General features: G+C 61.4%; 19 protein-coding genes. 16 read left to right on the forward strand and 3 right to left on the reverse strand.

All coding sequences use genetic code 11. The features are described 5' to 3' along the window. Positions 1-8 precede the first annotated feature (8 nt). Both ABE459_RS07040 and ABE459_RS07045 read right to left on the reverse strand, forming a co-directional pair. The gene (locus ABE459_RS07040) at positions 9-1,724 is read right to left on the reverse strand and encodes a proline--tRNA ligase (protein ID WP_322360105.1); all 1,716 of its coding nucleotides are present in this window, start codon (positions 1,722-1,724) and stop codon (positions 9-11) included. 157 nt (positions 1,725-1,881) lie between these two features. Further along, positions 1,882-3,162 (reverse strand): OprD family porin, encoded by a 1,281-nt coding sequence (locus tag ABE459_RS07045; RefSeq protein WP_125465151.1) that lies wholly within the window; start codon positions 3,160-3,162, stop codon positions 1,882-1,884. A gap of 749 nt (positions 3,163-3,911) precedes the next feature. Here ABE459_RS07045 and ABE459_RS07050 point away from each other — a divergent pair. Together ABE459_RS07050 and ABE459_RS07055 are read left to right on the forward strand one after the other, a co-directional pair. Next, a complete protein-coding gene (locus ABE459_RS07050; protein WP_323830203.1) occupies positions 3,912-4,331 on the forward strand; it encodes an HIT domain-containing protein in 420 nt (139 codons plus the stop codon). Positions 4,332-4,334: 3 nt separating this feature from the next. Further along, complete coding sequence (locus tag ABE459_RS07055; RefSeq protein ID WP_110992348.1) at positions 4,335-4,541, forward strand: SlyX family protein; 207 nt, start codon at positions 4,335-4,337, stop codon at positions 4,539-4,541. Positions 4,542-4,559: 18 nt separating this feature from the next. On the opposite strand, the gene ABE459_RS07060 is transcribed toward ABE459_RS07055, so the two are convergent. Further along, complete coding sequence (locus tag ABE459_RS07060) at positions 4,560-5,150, reverse strand: cold-shock protein (RefSeq protein ID WP_323830202.1); 591 nt, start codon at positions 5,148-5,150, stop codon at positions 4,560-4,562. A gap of 303 nt (positions 5,151-5,453) precedes the next feature. On the opposite strand from ABE459_RS07060, the gene ABE459_RS07065 reads away from it, so the two are divergent. The 14 genes from ABE459_RS07065 to pal all read left to right on the forward strand — a co-directional run bounded on the left by ABE459_RS07065 (position 5,454) and on the right by pal (position 16,598). Beyond that, positions 5,454-5,927 carry a Dps family protein gene (locus ABE459_RS07065; RefSeq protein ID WP_323830201.1) on the forward strand — a complete coding sequence of 158 codons (474 nt, stop codon included), beginning with the start codon at positions 5,454-5,456 and terminating at the stop codon, positions 5,925-5,927. A 181-nt stretch (positions 5,928-6,108) separates the two neighbouring features. Further along, the gene (locus ABE459_RS07070) at positions 6,109-6,447 is read left to right on the forward strand and encodes a ribbon-helix-helix domain-containing protein (RefSeq protein ID WP_323830200.1); all 339 of its coding nucleotides are present in this window, start codon (positions 6,109-6,111) and stop codon (positions 6,445-6,447) included. 92 nt (positions 6,448-6,539) lie between these two features. Continuing rightward, positions 6,540-6,761 (forward strand): zinc ribbon domain-containing protein, encoded by a 222-nt coding sequence (locus ABE459_RS07075; RefSeq protein ID WP_003254776.1) that lies wholly within the window; start codon positions 6,540-6,542, stop codon positions 6,759-6,761. Between the two features lie 94 nt (positions 6,762-6,855). Further along, positions 6,856-8,631 (forward strand): aspartate--tRNA ligase, encoded by a 1,776-nt coding sequence (aspS, locus tag ABE459_RS07080; protein WP_323830199.1) that lies wholly within the window; start codon positions 6,856-6,858, stop codon positions 8,629-8,631. Between the two features lie 99 nt (positions 8,632-8,730). After that, complete coding sequence (locus ABE459_RS07085; protein WP_125465145.1) at positions 8,731-9,483, forward strand: YebC/PmpR family DNA-binding transcriptional regulator; 753 nt, start codon at positions 8,731-8,733, stop codon at positions 9,481-9,483. 152 nt (positions 9,484-9,635) lie between these two features. Beyond that, a complete protein-coding gene (gene ruvC, locus ABE459_RS07090) occupies positions 9,636-10,160 on the forward strand; it encodes a crossover junction endodeoxyribonuclease RuvC (RefSeq protein ID WP_125465144.1) in 525 nt (174 codons plus the stop codon). A 108-nt stretch (positions 10,161-10,268) separates the two neighbouring features. Next, positions 10,269-10,886, forward strand: a complete 618-nt coding sequence (ruvA, locus tag ABE459_RS07095; protein WP_110992343.1) for a Holliday junction branch migration protein RuvA — start codon at positions 10,269-10,271, stop codon at positions 10,884-10,886. After that, positions 10,883-11,929: a Holliday junction branch migration DNA helicase RuvB gene (ruvB, locus tag ABE459_RS07100; protein ID WP_110992342.1), complete on the forward strand. Its 1,047-nt coding sequence runs from the start codon at positions 10,883-10,885 to the stop codon at positions 11,927-11,929. The genes ruvA and ruvB overlap by 4 nt, the downstream gene beginning before the upstream one ends. Before the next feature lie 125 nt (positions 11,930-12,054). Then, on the forward strand, positions 12,055-12,507 hold the full coding sequence (gene ybgC, locus ABE459_RS07105; RefSeq protein WP_125465143.1) for a tol-pal system-associated acyl-CoA thioesterase: 453 nt from the start codon (positions 12,055-12,057) through the stop codon (positions 12,505-12,507). A gap of 2 nt (positions 12,508-12,509) precedes the next feature. After that, a complete protein-coding gene (gene tolQ, locus ABE459_RS07110; protein ID WP_125465142.1) occupies positions 12,510-13,205 on the forward strand; it encodes a protein TolQ in 696 nt (231 codons plus the stop codon). A gap of 14 nt (positions 13,206-13,219) precedes the next feature. Then, on the forward strand, positions 13,220-13,672 hold the full coding sequence (tolR, locus tag ABE459_RS07115) for a protein TolR (protein ID WP_110992339.1): 453 nt from the start codon (positions 13,220-13,222) through the stop codon (positions 13,670-13,672). Continuing rightward, entirely contained in the window at positions 13,672-14,748 is a 1,077-nt protein-coding gene (gene tolA, locus ABE459_RS07120) for a cell envelope integrity protein TolA (protein WP_125465141.1), read from the forward strand. Before tolR ends, tolA begins: the two co-directional genes overlap by 1 nt. Before the next feature lie 47 nt (positions 14,749-14,795). Then, entirely contained in the window at positions 14,796-16,046 is a 1,251-nt protein-coding gene (gene tolB, locus ABE459_RS07125; RefSeq protein ID WP_223277225.1) for a Tol-Pal system beta propeller repeat protein TolB, read from the forward strand. A 54-nt stretch (positions 16,047-16,100) separates the two neighbouring features. Continuing rightward, positions 16,101-16,598 (forward strand): peptidoglycan-associated lipoprotein Pal, encoded by a 498-nt coding sequence (pal, locus tag ABE459_RS07130; protein ID WP_008090230.1) that lies wholly within the window; start codon positions 16,101-16,103, stop codon positions 16,596-16,598. Position 16,599: the final 1 nt, after the last annotated feature.

Here is a 16,599-nt window from a genome sequence, read left to right on the forward strand (position 1 = left end):
ACGGTTTATCAGCGGCGGATACGGGCCTGCAGGAAGCTCAGCACTTCATTGAGCGGCAACGCCTGGGCGTCTTGCTCGGTGCGGTGCTTGTATTCCAGGTTGCCTTCAGCCAGGCCGCGATCGCTGACGACGATGCGGTGCGGGATGCCGATCAATTCCATGTCGGCGAACTTGATGCCGGGGCTGGTCTTCTTGTCGCGGTCGTCCAGCAGCACGTCGAAACCGGCAGCGGTCAGTTCGGCGTACAGCTTGTCGGTGGCTTCGCGTACCACGTCGGTTTCGTAGCGCAGCGGTACCAGGGCGATCTGGAAGGGAGCCAGGGCGTCGTTCCAGATGATGCCCTTGTCGTCGTAGCTCTGCTCGATGGCAGCGGCGACCACGCGGGATACGCCGATGCCGTAGCAACCCATCGACAGCACCACCGGCTTGCCGTTTTCACCCAGCACCTGGCACTTGAGCGCCTCGCTGTACTTGGTGCCGAGCTGGAAGATGTGGCCGACTTCGATGCCGCGCTTGATGACCAGGGTACCTTGGCCGTCCGGGCTCGGGTCGCCTTCGACGACGTTGCGCAGATCGGCGACTTGTGGAACCGGCAGGTCACGCTCCCAGTTCACGCCGAAGTAGTGCTTGTCGTCGATGTTGGCACCGATGCCGAAGTCGCTCATCAGGGCGACCGAACGGTCGATGATGCATTCCAGCGGCAGGTTCAGCGGGCCGAGGGAGCCGGCGCCGGCACCAATGGCGTCGCGCAGTTCGGCTTCGCTGGCCATGACCAGTGGCTCGGCAACCTGCTCCAGCTTGGTGGCCTTGATTTCGTTGAGTTCGTGGTCGCCGCGGACGACCAAGGCGATCAGCTTGCCTTCTTCGGCGCCATGCACGATCAGGGTCTTGACGGTCTTCTCGATCGGCAGGCCGAAGTTTTCCACCAGTTGCGCGATGGTCTTGGCGTCAGGGGTGTCGACCAGGCGCAGTTCTTCGGTTGGGGCCGGGCGCACGGTTTCGCGCGGGATGGCCTCGGCCTTCTCGATGTTGGCGGCGTAGTCGGAGCTGTCGCTGAAGATCACGTCGTCCTCACCGGAAGAGGCGAGCACGTGGAATTCGTGGGAGTAGTTGCCACCGATGGAGCCGGTGTCGGCCTGCACCGGACGGAAGTCCAGGCCCAGGCGGGTAAAGATGTTGCTGTAGGCCAGGTGCATGCGGTCGTAGGTTTCCTGCAGGGAAGCCTGGTCGGCATGGAAGGAGTAGGCGTCCTTCATGATGAACTCGCGGCCGCGCATCAGGCCGAAGCGCGGACGGATCTCGTCACGGAACTTGGTCTGGATCTGGTACATGTTCAGCGGCAGCTGCTTGTAGCTCGACAGCTCGTTGCGCGCGAGGTCGGTGATGACCTCCTCGTGGGTCGGGCCGACGCAGAAGTCGCGGTTGTGGCGGTCCTTCAGGCGCAGCAGTTCTGGGCCGTACTGTTCCCAGCGGCCGGATTCCTGCCACAGCTCGGCGGGCTGGATGCTTGGCATCAGCACTTCGAGGGCACCGGCGGCGTTCATTTCCTCGCGGACCACGGCCTCGACCTTGCGCATCACCCGCAGCCCCATCGGCAGCCAGGTGTAGAGGCCGGAGGCCAGCTTGCGGATCATGCCGGCACGCAGCATGAGCTGATGGCTGATGACCACGGCATCTGCCGGAGTTTCTTTTTGGGTGGCGAGCAAATATTGACTGGTGCGCATGGTGAGCCGTGTCGATTGCCTGAATGTGAAATGACCCCGCATTGTACGGGGGCGAGACGAAAGCGTACAGAATGCAGCAGTCGTGCGGTTGTGTCAGCCATGAAAAAGCCCGGCCTAGGCCGGGCTTTTTCATTTGCGAAGCGTTGCAAGCACAGGCTTACAGGATGCTCAGCGGGTACTCGACGATCAGGCGCAGTTCGTCGATCGAGCTCGAACCGTAGTAAACGCCATCGCTGGAGCGGTAGGTAGCTTGACGGACGCGGAAGCTCAGGTCTTTAGCCGGGCCTTCCTGCAGCACGTACTTGACGTCTACGTCGCGTTCCCATTCCTTGCCGTTGTCGGTGCCAGTGACGTTGGCGCCGGTACCGCGGACGTAACGGGTCATGAACGACAGGCCTGGAATGCCGTACTCGGCGAAGTTCAGGTCGTAGCGAGCCTGCCAGGATTTCTCGTCTTCGGCGTTGAAGTCGGAACGGGCAATGGAGTTGGCCAGGAAGATGGTGCCGCCGCCGTCCACGCCGTAGGCGTAGTCGCCGTCACCGGTGACCTTCTGGTAGGCCAGGGTGAAGGTGTGGGCGCCGATGTTGTAGGCGCCGGACAGGCTGAATGCACGGTTGTCCAGTTTGTCGCCGTCGAAGGCCTTGACCAGGGCAGCGCCGTCGCTCTTGGTGTCATAGATGTTGAAGTCGAACACCAGGCCTTGCTTGTCGGAGATCGGCAGTGCCCAGTTGATGTTGGCGTAGTATTTGCGCCAGTAGTCTTCAACCTTGGAGTAGTACAGGCTGGTGCTCAGGGTATCGGTAAAGGCGTAGGTGCCGCCGAGTACGTCAGCTTCCTTGAGGTGCAGGCTGTCGCGGTTGGTCTCGGCTTGCGCGGTCAGGCTGGTGAAGCGACCGGCGTGCAGGGTCAGGCCCTTGATCTCGTTGCTGGTGATCAGGCCGCCCTGGGCGATCTCTGGCAGCAAGCGGCTGTCGTCGGTGGCGAAGACCGGCAGTGCGGTGAACTGGTCGCCGACCTTCAGCACGGTGTCGGATACGCGGAATTTGACCGCGCCGCCGCCTTTCGAGTAGTCATCCTGCGAGCGACCGTCGGAGCCGGTCGGGAACAGGCCGGTGCCGGCGCGGCCTTTGCCGCTGTCCAGTTTCAGGCCCAGCATGCCGATGGCGTCGACGCCGACACCGACGGTGCCTTGGGTGAAGCCGGACTCGTAGGTACCCAGGAAGCCCAGGCCGGTTTCTTCCACGCGGCTCTGACGGTTGCCGTCTTTGTCGCGCTCGTTGTTGCGGAAGTCACGGCTGAAATACAGCATCCGGGTCTTGACGTTGAGCTTGCTGTCTTCGAGGAAGCCCTTGGATTCATCCTGCGAAGAGGCGACAGCAAATTGCGAGGTCCCTGCTGCTACGGCCAGGGCGATCATGCTCCACTTCATCACGCGCATCGTGATTTGCTCCTTTGGTTTTTAGGAAGAGTACCGCTGCTCCCTGGTGTTTTAGTTATAGGGGGCAGCTCTTTCTTGTTATGTCGGCGAAAATGTATATCACGCTGACTATTCTTGGCGATACGGGCAAAAACAACCTTTCGATAACTTTATGCCCGTGTCGCGTACAGTTATTTCCATGTCGCAAATCACGCCCTGTTTAGTTGGGCGTACAACGCCAGCGCTGTTGTCAAGCCATCAAGAATGCGTAATCACAAAGTTGTGGCCTGCAAACTCCCTGGTGGATCCGATGTCGCTGTTGTTATTTGTCGCGTCCACCCGACGATGCAGGTGTCGTGCCGACTTGGCGTCAAACGAATGCAACAAGCGTGCTCAAAATCACGAACGCTTGATGAAATTTTCACAGTTGCCAAAGCGCCAGGGTGGAAATCACCGTAAACACGGGGCGACGCCTGTCTTATGGTGTGCCATGGATCAATGTCCTGCTTGTTGGCAACAGTTGCCTTCAAAGTCAAGGTGTTACCTGTAACTGTTGATCCTGCGTGTTTTGTGTGAAGAAAGTGTGGTGGTGCGGTGACGATTGGCATCATTTTGGTGCGAAAAGTAGCGTGGTGTTACCGCCGCCGGCTCAAACGGGTGCGCATACCGGTTGGGTGTGTGTCCTCGCTGATGTGGCAAAAGAGGAAGCAGGGTATCCTTCGCCCCTGTTTTCGCCCTGTGGGGCGTCATTGTTTTTCAGGAGGTACGCCGTGTTCACTCTCGATTCGCGCCTGCAGCAGGATTCCCTGGTGCTGGGCGACCTGCCGCTATGCCGCTTGCTGTTGAGCAAGGATGCCAACTACCCCTGGTTCATCCTGGTGCCGCGTCGTGCCGATATCAGCGAGCTTTTCGACCTCGATGAGGTTGATCAGCAGCAGCTCTGGCAGGAAACCAATGCCTTGGCCGAAGCGTTGAAGGATGCCTTTGCTGCCGACAAGATGAACGTCGCCACGCTCGGTAACGTTGTCAGCCAGTTGCACATGCATGTCATCGTCCGTCGCCTCGGTGATGCCGCCTGGCCTGCGCCGGTGTGGGGCAAGGTGCCGGCCATCGACTATGCGCCGGAACAGGTGGAAGGCATTCGCCAGCGTGTGCGTGCGCTGCTCGGTGAAAGCTTCGAGGAGGCCTGAGGCATGTCGCTGGAAATGCAGATCGTCGAGCTGGAAACCCGGCAGGCGTTCCAGGATGACACCATCCAGGCGCTGAACGACGTGGTGGTCGAACAGGGGCGGGTGATCGAGCGCCTGCAATTGCAGGTGGCCGAGTTGATCAAGCGTTACGAAGAGATGGTCGGCCAGTACGGCAGCGAGGGAGAGGAGGCTCCGCCGCCTCATTATTGACGGCGGCGGAGTCTGTGGTCAGCGGCGCGAGACCGCGACCACGTCTTCGGCCTGCAGGCCCTTGTCACGGTGCATCACCGAGAACTCCACGCGCTGGCCTTCGACCAGGACGCGGTGGCCTTCGCCACGGATGGCGCGAAAGTGCACGAAGATATCGTCACCGGTATCGCGGGAGATGAAGCCGAAGCCCTTCGAGGTATTGAACCACTTCACCGTACCGGTATCGCGCAGGCCTGCGTCTTGCACTACGCCCTGGCTGCGAGCTTTGCGTGGCGTGCGGGCAAAACCTGCCGCCAGGTGCAGGGCGCAGGCGAAGATGGCGCAGGCCAGTGCGGGCAGGCTGCCCAGTTCCGGGCGTGCCAGCAGTGTAAGCGTCTGCAGGGCTACGGCCAGTACCAGCAGGATGCTGGTTGCGCGCTGCAATTGCTGGCGCATGCCGTTGTAATACAGCGGCAGGGCCGGGGCCAGGATCAGGTTGAGCAGCCCGAGCAAGGCCAGGTATACGGCCTCGGGTTGTTGCAGCAGGGGTGTGGCGTCGGTTCTGAGGCTGGGTATGAGCGATAGCAGCAAGGCAGCCACGCCCGTCACCAGATGGACGATCTTGAACATTTGATTAGGCTCGCATTGATAAGGCCGATCACAGGATGAGCTGGCTGCACGGTGCGCGTGAGGTGTAAGCGCAAAAACGTGACAGGCCAGCCTATGCACCCGGCAATAACAGTCCGCACGGGTGGCACGCTGCCTATTTAACAGCAAAGGCGCAGGCATCTCAAACCGCGTGCGCCGGCTGGACGTCGCGGCCTGCGTGGCGAGGAATCTCTTGCTAGGGTTTGTAGGGTTGTCGCGCAGGCACGTCTCACAGTGACTCGCGCCCGCTTGATCATCCAGGCCTACTAAGGAGAGGGGAGCGTCATGGCAATCGATATCGGTATCAGTGAAGAAGATCGCAAGTCCATTGTCGAAGGGTTGTCCCGATTACTGTCGGATACCTATGTGCTGTACCTGAAAACCCACAATTTCCACTGGAATGTCACCGGCCCGTCGTTTCGCACCCTGCACCTGATGTTCGAGGAGCAGTACAACGAGTTGGCGCTGGCAGTGGACTCCATTGCCGAACGCATCCGCGCGCTGGGTTTTCCCGCGCCGGGTTCCTATGCCTTTTATGCGCGCCATTCGTCGATCAAGGAGGAAGAGGGGGTGCCCATTGCCGATGAAATGATCCGGCAACTGGTGCAGGGCCAGGAGGCGGTGGTGCGCACCGCGCGCAGCATCTTCCCAGTGGTGGACAAGGTCAGCGACGAACCAACCGCTGACTTGCTCACCCAGCGCATGCAGGTGCATGAGAAAACGGCCTGGATGCTGCGGGTATTGCTCGACGGGAAGTAATTGCTGCTTGATTCTTGCGCAAGCATTGAAGGTAGGGGCGGCGCCAGGGAAGGTGCCGTGCCCTGTTCGTTTGGGGGGAAGGCTTTGCTGCTGCTATCCGCATGCGTGGCGGCGCTTCATTGACGGCCAGGACCCTGTCCGGAGCGACGGACGGGGATGTTCGTGACGATGGAGCGAAGCGATGTACGGTGTTACGCAAGGAGTAAATGCTGGGAGCAGGCAAGGGCAGGGGAGTGGTCGGCCGCGCATTGACCCGTTCAAGGTGGATTTCGACATGCAGCAGGCCGGGCCGGTGTCGCGTTCGGTACGGCTCAATGGTTTTGCAACCTGTCTGCGCCTGGAGGCGGTCTATTGGCGGATCCTTGAACGGATTGCCCAGGCCAATCGGTGTTCGGTCAGCGCTGTGCTGTCCTATGTGGATCGTGAGGTGCACCTGCGCCATGGCGGGGTGAGGAACTTCAGTGGCCTGATCCGGGTGATCTGCGTGGCATGGCTGCAGGATGCGCCGGATTCGCACTGATCGCCGGGCGGGCTGCACTGCTCCGGTTAACCATATATAATCCCGCTCTTTGCTGCCGTGGGCAGCCTGCAATGTGGTTGACGAGAGACACCATGCCCCTTTACGACTATCAATGTGCATCCTGCGAACACCGCATGGAGGTGTTGCAGAAGATCAGTGCCGCGCCGCTGACCGATTGCCCGGCGTGTCAGGCCCCGGCATTGAAGAAGCTGCTGTCGGTCCCCGGCTTTCGCCTGAGTGGCAACGGCTGGTACGAGACCGACTTCAAGACCGGGGCAAAAAAGAATCTGGCAGGCGGCGACAAGGCCGACTGAGTTGAATTGCACCGACCGGGTCTTGCAGTATTAGCCCCTTGGGCGGCGAAGACCTCCACCGAATACACGAATCACGAGAAGCGAAACCACGACCATGATGCGCAGCCATTATTGCGGCCAACTGAACGAGAGCCTGGACGGCCAGGAAGTCACCCTTTGCGGCTGGGTCCATCGTCGTCGCGACCACGGCGGGGTGATCTTCCTCGATATCCGTGACCGCGAAGGCATGGCCCAGGTCGTATTCGACCCGGATCGCGCCGAAACCTTCGCGGCCGCCGACCGCGTGCGCAGCGAATACGTGGTGCAGATCACCGGCAAGGTGCGCAAGCGTCCGGACGGCGCGGTAAACGCCAACATGGCCTCCGGCGCCATCGAAATCCTCGGCTACCAGCTGACCGTGCTCAACGAAGCCGAAACGCCGCCGTTCCCGCTGAACGAATACTCCGACGTTGGCGAGGAAACCCGTCTGCGTTACCGCTTCATCGACCTGCGTCGCCCAGAGATGGCCGAGAAGCTGCGCCTGCGTTCGCGCATCACCACCAGCATCCGCCGCTTCCTCGACGAAAATGGTTTCCTTGACGTCGAGACGCCGATCCTGACCCGCGCCACCCCGGAGGGCGCCCGCGACTACCTGGTGCCGAGCCGTACCCACGCTGGCAGCTTCTTCGCCCTGCCGCAGTCGCCGCAGCTGTTCAAGCAGCTGCTGATGGTCGCGGGCTTCGACCGCTACTACCAGATCGCCAAGTGCTTCCGTGACGAAGACCTGCGTGCCGACCGCCAGCCGGAATTCACCCAGATCGACATCGAGACCAGCTTCCTCGACGAATCCGAGATCATGGGCCTCACCGAGAGCATGATCCGCAAGCTGTTCAAGGAAGTGCTGGATCTGGAGTTCGGTGAGTTCCCGCACATGACCTTCGAAGAGGCCATGCGTCGCTACGGTTCCGACAAGCCCGACCTGCGTAACCCGCTGGAACTGGTTGACGTTGCCGACCAGCTGAAGGACGTCGACTTCAAGGTGTTCGCCGGCCCGGCAAACGATCCTAAATGCCGCGTCACCGCCCTGCGTGTGCCAGGCGGCGCAAGCATGCCGCGCAGCAAGATCGACGAGTACACCAAGTTCGTCGGCATCTACGGTGCCAAGGGCCTGGCTTACATCAAGGTCAACGAGCGCGCCAAGGGTGTCGAAGGCCTGCAGTCGCCGATCGTCAAGAACATCCCCGAGGCCAACCTCAACAACATCCTCGATCGCGTGGGTGCGGTCGACGGTGACATCGTGTTCTTCGGCGCCGACAAGTTCAAAGTCGTCAGCGAAGCCCTGGGCGCACTGCGTATCCGCCTGGGCCACGATTTCGAACTGCTGACCTGCGAGTGGGCCCCAATGTGGGTCGTCGACTTCCCGATGTTCGAAGAGAACGAAGACGGCAGCTTCACCGCACTGCACCACCCGTTCACCGCGCCGAAATGCACCCCGGAAGAGCTGGAGGCCAACCCGGCCACTGCACTGTCCCGTGCCTACGACATGGTGCTCAACGGCACCGAGCTGGGTGGCGGTTCGATCCGTATCCACCGCAAAGAAATGCAACAGGCGGTCTTCCGTCTGCTGGGTATCGAGGCGGCGGAACAGGAAGAGAAGTTCGGCTTCCTGCTCGACGCCCTGAAGTTCGGTGCGCCGCCCCACGGTGGCCTGGCCTTCGGTCTGGACCGCCTGGTCATGCTGATGACCGGTGCCCAGTCGATCCGTGAAGTGATCGCCTTCCCGAAAACCCAGAGCGCCGCGTGCGTGATGACCCAGGCCCCTGGCCTGGTCGACGCCAAGGCCCTGCGCGAGCTGCACATCCGTCTGCGCGAGCAGACCAAAGTCGAGTAATTGCGACCTAGGGCGCATCGGTAGCGCTGCGCCCACGTATTCCACGCGTTCCGCCCTTCGGGGCGGAACCTGTTTCTGTTTCAAGGATTTGGAGTCGTTATGGCTGGTCATTCCAAGTGGGCGAACATCAAGCACCGCAAAGAGCGCCAGGATGCCAAAAGGGGCAAGATCTTCACCAAGTGGATCCGTGAGCTGACCGTCGCCGCCAAGCAGGGCGGTGGTGACCCGGCTTCCAACCCGCGTCTGCGCCTGGCGCTGGACAAGGCCCTGGGTGCCAACATGAGCCGCGACATCATCGATCGCGCCGTGGCCCGGGGTGCCGGCACCAACGAAAGCGACAATGTCGAAGAGCTCAGCTATGAAGGTTACGGCCCGGGTGGCGTGGCGATCATGGTCGAAGCCATGACCGACAACCGCAATCGTACCGCCGCGGCCGTGCGCCATGCCTTCACCAAGTGCGGTGGCAACCTGGGCACCGACGGTTCGGTGGCCTACCTGTTCGAGCGCAAGGGGCAGATCAGCTTCGCCGCAGAACTGGCCGTTGACGAGGATGCGCTGATGGAAGCCGCAATGGAGGCCGATGCCGACGACGTGGTGGTCAACGACGACGGCTCCTTCGATGTGTTCACCTCGTTCAACAGCTTCTACGCGGTGCGTAATGCGCTGGAGGAGGCAGGCTTCAAGGCCTCGGATGCCGAGATCGTGATGCAGCCGACCACCAGTGCCGAGCTGGATCAGGAGGGCGCCGAGAAGGTACTCAAGCTGATCGACATGCTCGAGGACCTGGACGACGTGCAGAACGTCTACTCCAATGCACAGATCTCCGACGAGATCATGGAAGCACTGGGCTGATAGTTTCGGCGACAGGCGCTATCGCAGGGCAAGTCGCATCGGCGCACCGCCGCTCCCGCAGGGGTTTTGCATGCTCCCTGTGGGAGCGGCGGTGCGCCGATGCGGCTTGTCTCGCGATAGGGTCGGCAAATTCGTAAATATCTGTAGGCGTTATGACTCTGATTCTTGGTATCGACCCCGGCTCGCGCATCACCGGCTTCGGTGTGGTCCGGCAGACTGCGCGCGGCTGCGAGTACGTCACCTCGGGCTGTATTCGCACCGGTGATGGCGAACTGCACGATCGGCTGCTTGTCGTCTTTCGCGGTGTCAGCGAGATCATTCGCCAGCACGGCCCGGTGACCATGGGTATCGAGCGGGTGTTCATGGCGCGCAATGCCGATTCGGCGCTCAAGCTGGGGCAGGCACGTGGTGCCGCGATCGTTGCCGCCGCAGAAGCGGGCCTGGAGATCGCCGAATATACCGCCAGCCAGGTCAAACAGGCGGTAGCGGGCACCGGTGGGGCGAACAAGGACCAGGTGATGTTGATGGTCATGCACCTGCTCAAGCTCACCCAGAAACCGCAAGTCGACGCCTCTGATGCCCTGGCCATCGCCCTGTGCCATGCCCATACCCGGTCCAGCCTTATACCCCATGGTTTGACCACGGCGCGGCGACGCGGCGGGCGCTTGCGTCTGTAACCGCTTCATGCGCTGATACACATTTTGTCCGGGTGGCCCGTTCGCCCGAAGCATTTGCTGATAGGGTTGTGCGGTTTCTGACCGGCGCCCCAGAGAAAGGATCGGAACGTGATTGGACGTTTGCGCGGCACCCTGGCGGAAAAACAGCCGCCGCACCTGATTGTCGACGTCAATGGCCTGGGCTACGAGCTCGAAGTGCCGATGACCACCCTTTATCGCCTGCCAAAGGTGGGGGAGGTCGTGACCCTGCATACCCACCAGGTGGTGCGTGAAGATGCCCACCTGCTGTATGGCTTCGCTGAAAAGCGCGAGCGTGAACTGTTCCGCGAGCTGATCCGGCTCAATGGCGTTGGCCCGAAGCTGGCGCTGGCGTTGATGTCCGGGCTTGAAGTCGACGATCTGGTGCGCTGTGTGCAGGCGCAGGACGCCGCCGTGCTGGTGCGCGTACCGGGCGTCGGCAAGAAGACCGCCGAGCGCCTGCTGGTCGAACTCAAGGACCGCTTCAAGGCCTGGGAAACCTCGCCGGCGATGTTCGCCCTGGTGTCCGACGGCCCGCTGCCGGTGGCCAGCGTCAACACGGCCGAGGCGGACGCGGTCAGTGCGCTGGTGTCGCTGGGCTATAAGCCGCAGGAGGCCAGCAAGGCGATTTCCGCGATCGAAGGCAAGGCCAACCTCAGCAGTGAAGAACTGATCCGTCGCAGCCTCAAAGGGATGATTACCAAGTGATCGAGACCGACCGCCTGATTGCCGCCTCCGGACGTGACCGCGAAGAGGTCCAGGACCGCGCAATCCGTCCGCTGCGCCTGGAGGAATACATCGGTCAGCCGGTGGTGCGCGAGCAGATGGCGCTGTTCATCCAGGCTGCGCGCGGTCGCAACGAGTCCCTCGACCATACCCTGATCTTCGGCCCGCCCGGCCTGGGCAAGACCACGCTGGCCAATATCATCGCCCACGAAATGGGCGTTTCGGTGAAGAGCACCTCGGGGCCGATCCTTGAGCGCCCGGGCGACCTGGCGGCGATGCTCACCAATCTGGAACCGCACGATGTGCTGTTCATCGACGAAATTCACCGCTTGTCGCCGGTGGTCGAGGAAGTGCTGTATCCGGCCATGGAAGACTTCCAGCTGGACATCATGATCGGAGAAGGGCCGGCTGCGCGCTCGATCAAGCTCGATCTGCCACCGTTCACCCTGGTCGGCGCCACCACCCGCGCAGGCATGCTGACCAACCCCCTGCGTGACCGTTTCGGTATCGTCCAGCGCCTGGAGTTCTACAGCGATCGGGACCTGGCGACCATCGTCAGCCGTTCGGCCGGCATTCTCGGGTTGTCGATCGAGGATACCGGTGCGTTCGAGATTGCCCGCCGTGCGCGCGGTACCCCGCGTATTGCCAACCGCCTGCTGCGCCGCGTGCGTGACTACGCCGAGGTGCGCGGCAAGGGCGAAATCACCAAGGCCGTGGCAGACATGGCGCTCAACCTGCTGGACGTCGACGAGCGCGGTTTCGACCATTCCGACCGGCGCCTGCTGCTGACCATGATCGAGAAGTTCGACGGTGGCCCGGTGGGCGTGGACAACCTGGCCGCGGCGATCAGCGAAGAGCGCCATACCATTGAAGACGTGCTGGAACCGTACCTCATCCAGCAAGGCTATATCATGCGCACCCCGCGAGGCCGCGTGGTCACTCGTCACGCCTACCTGCATTTCGGCCTGAACATTCCCGGGCGCTTCTGTGAAGGCGGGGAATATTCCGCGCAGGACGACGAATGACAGATCGAACCGGCGATTTCGTGGTCCTACCGCAGGCATGCCCACCAAACGCTGGCAATACGACATTAACCCGGCAAAAACAGTTGCCTGGGCGGATTGGCAAGTTCAGGAGTAAGCACTAGAGTATGCGCGCGCAAAATGGGCTGGAACCGTTCGCACACCGCTGTCGCGTCTATTACGAGGATACCGACGCGGGTGGGGTGGTGTACTACGTCAACTACCTCAAGTTCATGGAGCGAGCGCGTACCGAGCGCCTGCGTCACCTGGGCTTTTCCCAGGCGCAACTGGCGGGTGACAATCTTCTGTTCGTCGTGCACTCCAGCGAAGCGCGCTACCACGCGCCGGCGCGGCTGGACGACGAATTGCGGGTAACCGCGCAAGTGCTTGAATTGAATCGCGCCAGCCTGCGCTTCGTGCAGCAGGTATGGCGAATAAAGGATGAAGTGCTGCTCTGCGAGGGGCAGTTCCTTGTGGCCGCCGTGCGTGCCGACACTTTCAAGCCCCGGGCCATTCCCCCAGAACTGCGCGATGCGTTCCTGGCGGACGGTGCGGGTACTCAATCCAACGCAGGAGAATAAGCGTGGAAGCAAACGTCGTCGACCATACCTCCATGTGGAGCCTGGTCGCCAATGCCAGCGTCGTGGTTCAGCTGGTAATGCTCACCCTGGTGGCCGCTTCGGTCATGTCCTGGGTCATGATCTTCCAGCGCAGCACCATGCTGCGCGCCGGTCGTCGTGCCCTGGATGCCTTCGAGGAGCGCTTCTGGTCGGGTATCGACCTGTCCAAGCTGTACCGCCAGGCCGGCAGCAACCCGGACCCGGACTCGGGTGTCGAGCAGGTATTCCGTGCCGGCTTCAAGGAATTCTCGCGCCTGCGCCAGCAGCCGGGTGTCGACCCGGATGCCGTGATGGAAGGTGTTGGCCGTGCGATGCGCGTTGCCATCTCGCGTGAAGAAGAGAAGCTCGAGCAGAGCCTGCCGTTCCTCGCCACCGTCGGCTCCACCAGCCCGTACATCGGCCTGTTCGGTACCGTCTGGGGCATCATGAACTCGTTCCGCGGTCTGGCCAGCGCCCAGCAGGCGACCCTCGCCACCGTGGCCCCCGGTATCGCCGAGGCCCTGATTGCCACCGCGATCGGCCTGTTCGCCGCGATCCCGGCGGTCATCGCCTACAACCGCTTTGCCGCACGCAGTGAAGTACTGATTGGTCGTTACTACACCTTCGCCGACGAGTTCCAGGCGATCCTGCACCGCAAAGTACACACCAGCGAAGAGTGATCAGGTAGAAACCCATGGCCCGAGTTCGCCACAAACGCAAGCCGGTCGCCGAGATGAACGTGGTGCCCTACATCGACGTGATGCTGGTGCTGCTGGTCATCTTCATGGTGACCGCCCCCATGCTCAACCAGGGCGTGAAAGTAGACCTGCCCAAGGTGTCCAGCGAGGCCCTGCCGCAGGACAACAATGTCCAGATCCTGACCATCTCTATCAAGGCCGACAAGACTTACTTCTGGAACCTCGGCAGTGAAGTCGACACCGACAAGCAGATGGACAAGGCCATGACCTTGCCGGAAATGACCAGCGCGGTGACCAAGATCATTGCCGCCGGTCGCGACCAGGGCAAGCAGACCCAGGTCTTCATTCGTGGCGACAAGTCCGTCGACTACGGCGCGGTCATGGGTGCCATGGGCGGGTTGCAGAAGGCTGGTGTCGGTAACGTTGGCCTGATTACCGAGGCGCCCTGATGCAGCAGCGAGAGCCATCCGCCTCGGAAAGCTACTTCTGGCCCAGTGTCTGGGCCATCGGCCTGCATGTGCTGGTGTTCGGCATGCTGTTCGTCAGTTTCGCCATGACGCCTGAGCTGCCACCCTCCAAGCCGATCGTCCAGGCCACGCTCTACCAGCTCAAGTCCAAGAGCCAAGCGACCACCCAGACCAATCAGAAGATTGCCGGGGAAGCGAAGAAGACCGCGTCGCGGCAGACCGAGGTCGAGCAGCTGGAGCAGAAGAAGGTCGAGCAGGAAGCCGTGAAGGCTGCGGAACAAAAGAAAGCAGACGCTGCTCAAAAAGCTGAGGAAGCCCGCGAAGCCGCCGAGGCCAAGAAAGCCGAAGAGGCCGCCAAGGCGACCGAGCAGAAGAAAGCCGCAGAAGCCAAGAAAGCCGAAGAAGCGAAGAAGGCGGCTGAAAAACAGCAGGCCGACATCGCCAAGAAGAAGGCTGAAGAAGAGGCGAAAAAGCAGGCCGAAGAAGAGGCCAAGAAACAGGCAGCGGAAGAGGCGAAGAAGAAAGCCGCCGAAGACGCAAAGAAAAAAGCAGCCGAGGACGCCAAGAAGAAAGCGGCGGCCGAGGAAGCGAAGAAGAAGGCAGCTGAAGAGGCCAAGAAAAAGGCCGCTGCAGACGCCCAGAAGAAAAAAGCACAGGAAGCGGCCCGCAAATCGGCGGAAGACAAGAAGGCTCAGGCACTTGCCGAGCTGTTGTCCGACACCACCGAGCGCCAGCAGGCGCTGGCCGATGAGCAGGGTGACCAGGTGGCCGGCGATTTCGACGACCTGATCCGTATGCGAGCAGCCGAAGGCTGGGCGCGTCCGCCCTCTGCGCGCAAGGGCATGACGGTAGTTCTGCAGATCAACATGTTGCCGGACGGTACCCTCACCAATGTGAGCGTGGCCAAATCCAGCGGCGACGGTCCGTTCGACAGCTCGGCCGTGGCCGCGGTGAAGAACATTGGTCGGTTGACCGAGATGCAGGGCTTGAAGCCGAACGAATTCAATCCGTATCGTTCATTCAAGATGACATTTACACCTGAGGATCTAGCGTTGTGATTAAACGTCTGAGAGGACTCCTGGTCTTGCTCTGCTGCGTGGCAGGCATGGCCATGGCGGAGGAAAAGAACATCCTGGTCACCAGCGGCAGCGACCGGGCAACCCCCATCGCGGTAGTGCCCTTCGGCGTGCAGGGCGGCAGCGTGCTGCCCGAGGACATGGCCGATATCATTGGCAACGACCTGCGCAACTCCGGCTACTATTCGCCGATTCCGAAGCAGAACATGATCAGCCAGCCTACCCAGGCCAGCGAAGTCATCTTCCGTGACTGGAAAGCACTGGGCGCGCAGTACGTCATGGTCGGCAGCATCGTGCCTGCCGGTGGTCGCCTGCAGGTCAGCTATGCACTGTTCAACGTCGCCACCGAGCAGCAAGTGCTGACCGGCAGCGTCGCGGGTGGTGTCGATCAGTTGCGTGACATGTCCCACTACATCGCCGACCAGTCGTTCGAGAAGCTCACCGGCATCAAGGGTGCGTTCTCCACCCGTATGCTGTACGTGACCGCCGAGCGTTTCTCGACCAACAACACCCGTTACACCCTGCAGCGTTCGGACTACGACGGCGCCCGCGCGGTCACCCTGCTGCAGTCGCGCGAGCCGATCCTCTCGCCGCGTTTCGCCCCGGATGGCAAGCGCATCGCGTACGTGTCGTTCGAGCAGAAGCGTCCGCGCATCTTCATCCAGCACATCGATACCGGTCGCCGCGAACAGGTCACCAATTTCGAAGGCCTGAACGGCGCTCCAGCCTGGTCGCCCGACGGTACTCGCCTGGCGTTCGTGCTGTCGAAGGACGGCAACCCGGACATCTACGTGATGAACGTCGCTTCGCGTCAGATCAGCCGTGTCACTGCCGGCCCCGGTATCAATACCGAGCCGTTCTGGGGCAAGGATGGCAACACCCTTTACTTCACATCCGACCGTGGCGGCAAGCCACAGATCTACAAACAGTCGGTTAGTGGCGGTGGTGCCGAGCGGGTAACTTTCGTGGGCAACTACAACGCCAACCCGAAACTGTCGGCGGATGAAAAGACCCTGGTGATGATCCATCGCCAACAAGGTTTCACCAACTTCAAAGTGGCTGCCCAGGATCTGCAACGCGGAAGTGTAAAGATTCTCACCGAGACCAGTCTTGATGAGTCTCCCACTGTTGCGCCAAACGGCACCATGCTAATCTACGCCACCCGCCAGCAGGGCCGGGGAGTCTTGATGCTCGTGTCGCTTAACGGCCGCGTGAGGCTCCCGCTTCCTACCGCTCAAGGCGAAGTCAGAGAACCGTCCTGGTCCCCTTACCTGAACTGATTGCGGCGTAACACGTTTTGCTTAACACATTGGGGTTTCATTAGGAGTTTCAAGATGGAAATGCTGAAGTTTGGTAAATTTGCTGCGCTGGCTCTGGCCATGGCCGTAGCTGTAGGTTGCTCCTCGAAAGGCGGTGACAACGCTGGTGAAGGCGCTGTTGACCCGAACGCTGGCTACGGTGCCAACACTGGCGCTGTTGACGGCTCCCTGAGCGAAGAAGCCGCCCTGCGCGCAATCACCACCTTCTACTTCGAATACGACAGCTCGGACCTGAAGCCAGAAGCCATGCGCGCTCTGGACGTTCACGCCAAGGACCTGAAGTCCAACGGCAACCGCGTTGTCCTGGAAGGCAACACCGACGAGCGCGGCACCCGCGAGTACAACATGGCTCTGGGTGAGCGTCGTGCCAAGGCCGTTCAGCGTTACCTGGTTCTGCAGGGCGTTTCCCCTGCTCAGCTGGAACTGGTCTCCTACGGCGAAGAGCGTCCAGTTGCCACCGGCAACGACGAGCAGTCCTGGGCTCAGAACCGTCGCGTAGAACTGCGTAAGTAAG

Source organism: Pseudomonas sp. TWI923 (assembly GCF_039673365.1).
GTDB classification, from domain to species: Bacteria; Pseudomonadota; Gammaproteobacteria; order Pseudomonadales; family Pseudomonadaceae; genus Aquipseudomonas; species Aquipseudomonas sichuanensis.

What these genes read in the sequence shown, in the direction of transcription:
- ABE459_RS07040 (WP_322360105.1), bottom strand. Translation starts at nt 1,724, where the DNA reads ATGCGCACCAGTCAATATTTGCTCGCCACCCAAAAAGAAACTCCGGCA.
- ABE459_RS07045 (WP_125465151.1), bottom strand. Translation starts at nt 3,162, where the DNA reads ATGCGCGTGATGAAGTGGAGCATGATCGCCCTGGCCGTAGCAGCAGGG.
- ABE459_RS07055 (WP_110992348.1), top strand. Translation starts at nt 4,335, where the DNA reads ATGTCGCTGGAAATGCAGATCGTCGAGCTGGAAACCCGGCAGGCGTTC.
- ABE459_RS07060 (WP_323830202.1), bottom strand. Translation starts at nt 5,150, where the DNA reads ATGTTCAAGATCGTCCATCTGGTGACGGGCGTGGCTGCCTTGCTGCTA.
- ABE459_RS07065 (WP_323830201.1), top strand. Translation starts at nt 5,454, where the DNA reads ATGGCAATCGATATCGGTATCAGTGAAGAAGATCGCAAGTCCATTGTC.
- ABE459_RS07070 (WP_323830200.1), top strand. Translation starts at nt 6,109, where the DNA reads ATGTACGGTGTTACGCAAGGAGTAAATGCTGGGAGCAGGCAAGGGCAG.
- ABE459_RS07075 (WP_003254776.1), top strand. Translation starts at nt 6,540, where the DNA reads ATGCCCCTTTACGACTATCAATGTGCATCCTGCGAACACCGCATGGAG.
- aspS (WP_323830199.1), top strand. Translation starts at nt 6,856, where the DNA reads ATGATGCGCAGCCATTATTGCGGCCAACTGAACGAGAGCCTGGACGGC.
- ABE459_RS07085 (WP_125465145.1), top strand. Translation starts at nt 8,731, where the DNA reads ATGGCTGGTCATTCCAAGTGGGCGAACATCAAGCACCGCAAAGAGCGC.
- ruvC (WP_125465144.1), top strand. Translation starts at nt 9,636, where the DNA reads ATGACTCTGATTCTTGGTATCGACCCCGGCTCGCGCATCACCGGCTTC.
- ybgC (WP_125465143.1), top strand. Translation starts at nt 12,055, where the DNA reads ATGCGCGCGCAAAATGGGCTGGAACCGTTCGCACACCGCTGTCGCGTC.
- tolR (WP_110992339.1), top strand. Translation starts at nt 13,220, where the DNA reads ATGGCCCGAGTTCGCCACAAACGCAAGCCGGTCGCCGAGATGAACGTG.
- tolA (WP_125465141.1), top strand. Translation starts at nt 13,672, where the DNA reads ATGCAGCAGCGAGAGCCATCCGCCTCGGAAAGCTACTTCTGGCCCAGT.
- tolB (WP_223277225.1), top strand. Translation starts at nt 14,796, where the DNA reads ATGGCCATGGCGGAGGAAAAGAACATCCTGGTCACCAGCGGCAGCGAC.
- pal (WP_008090230.1), top strand. Translation starts at nt 16,101, where the DNA reads ATGGAAATGCTGAAGTTTGGTAAATTTGCTGCGCTGGCTCTGGCCATG.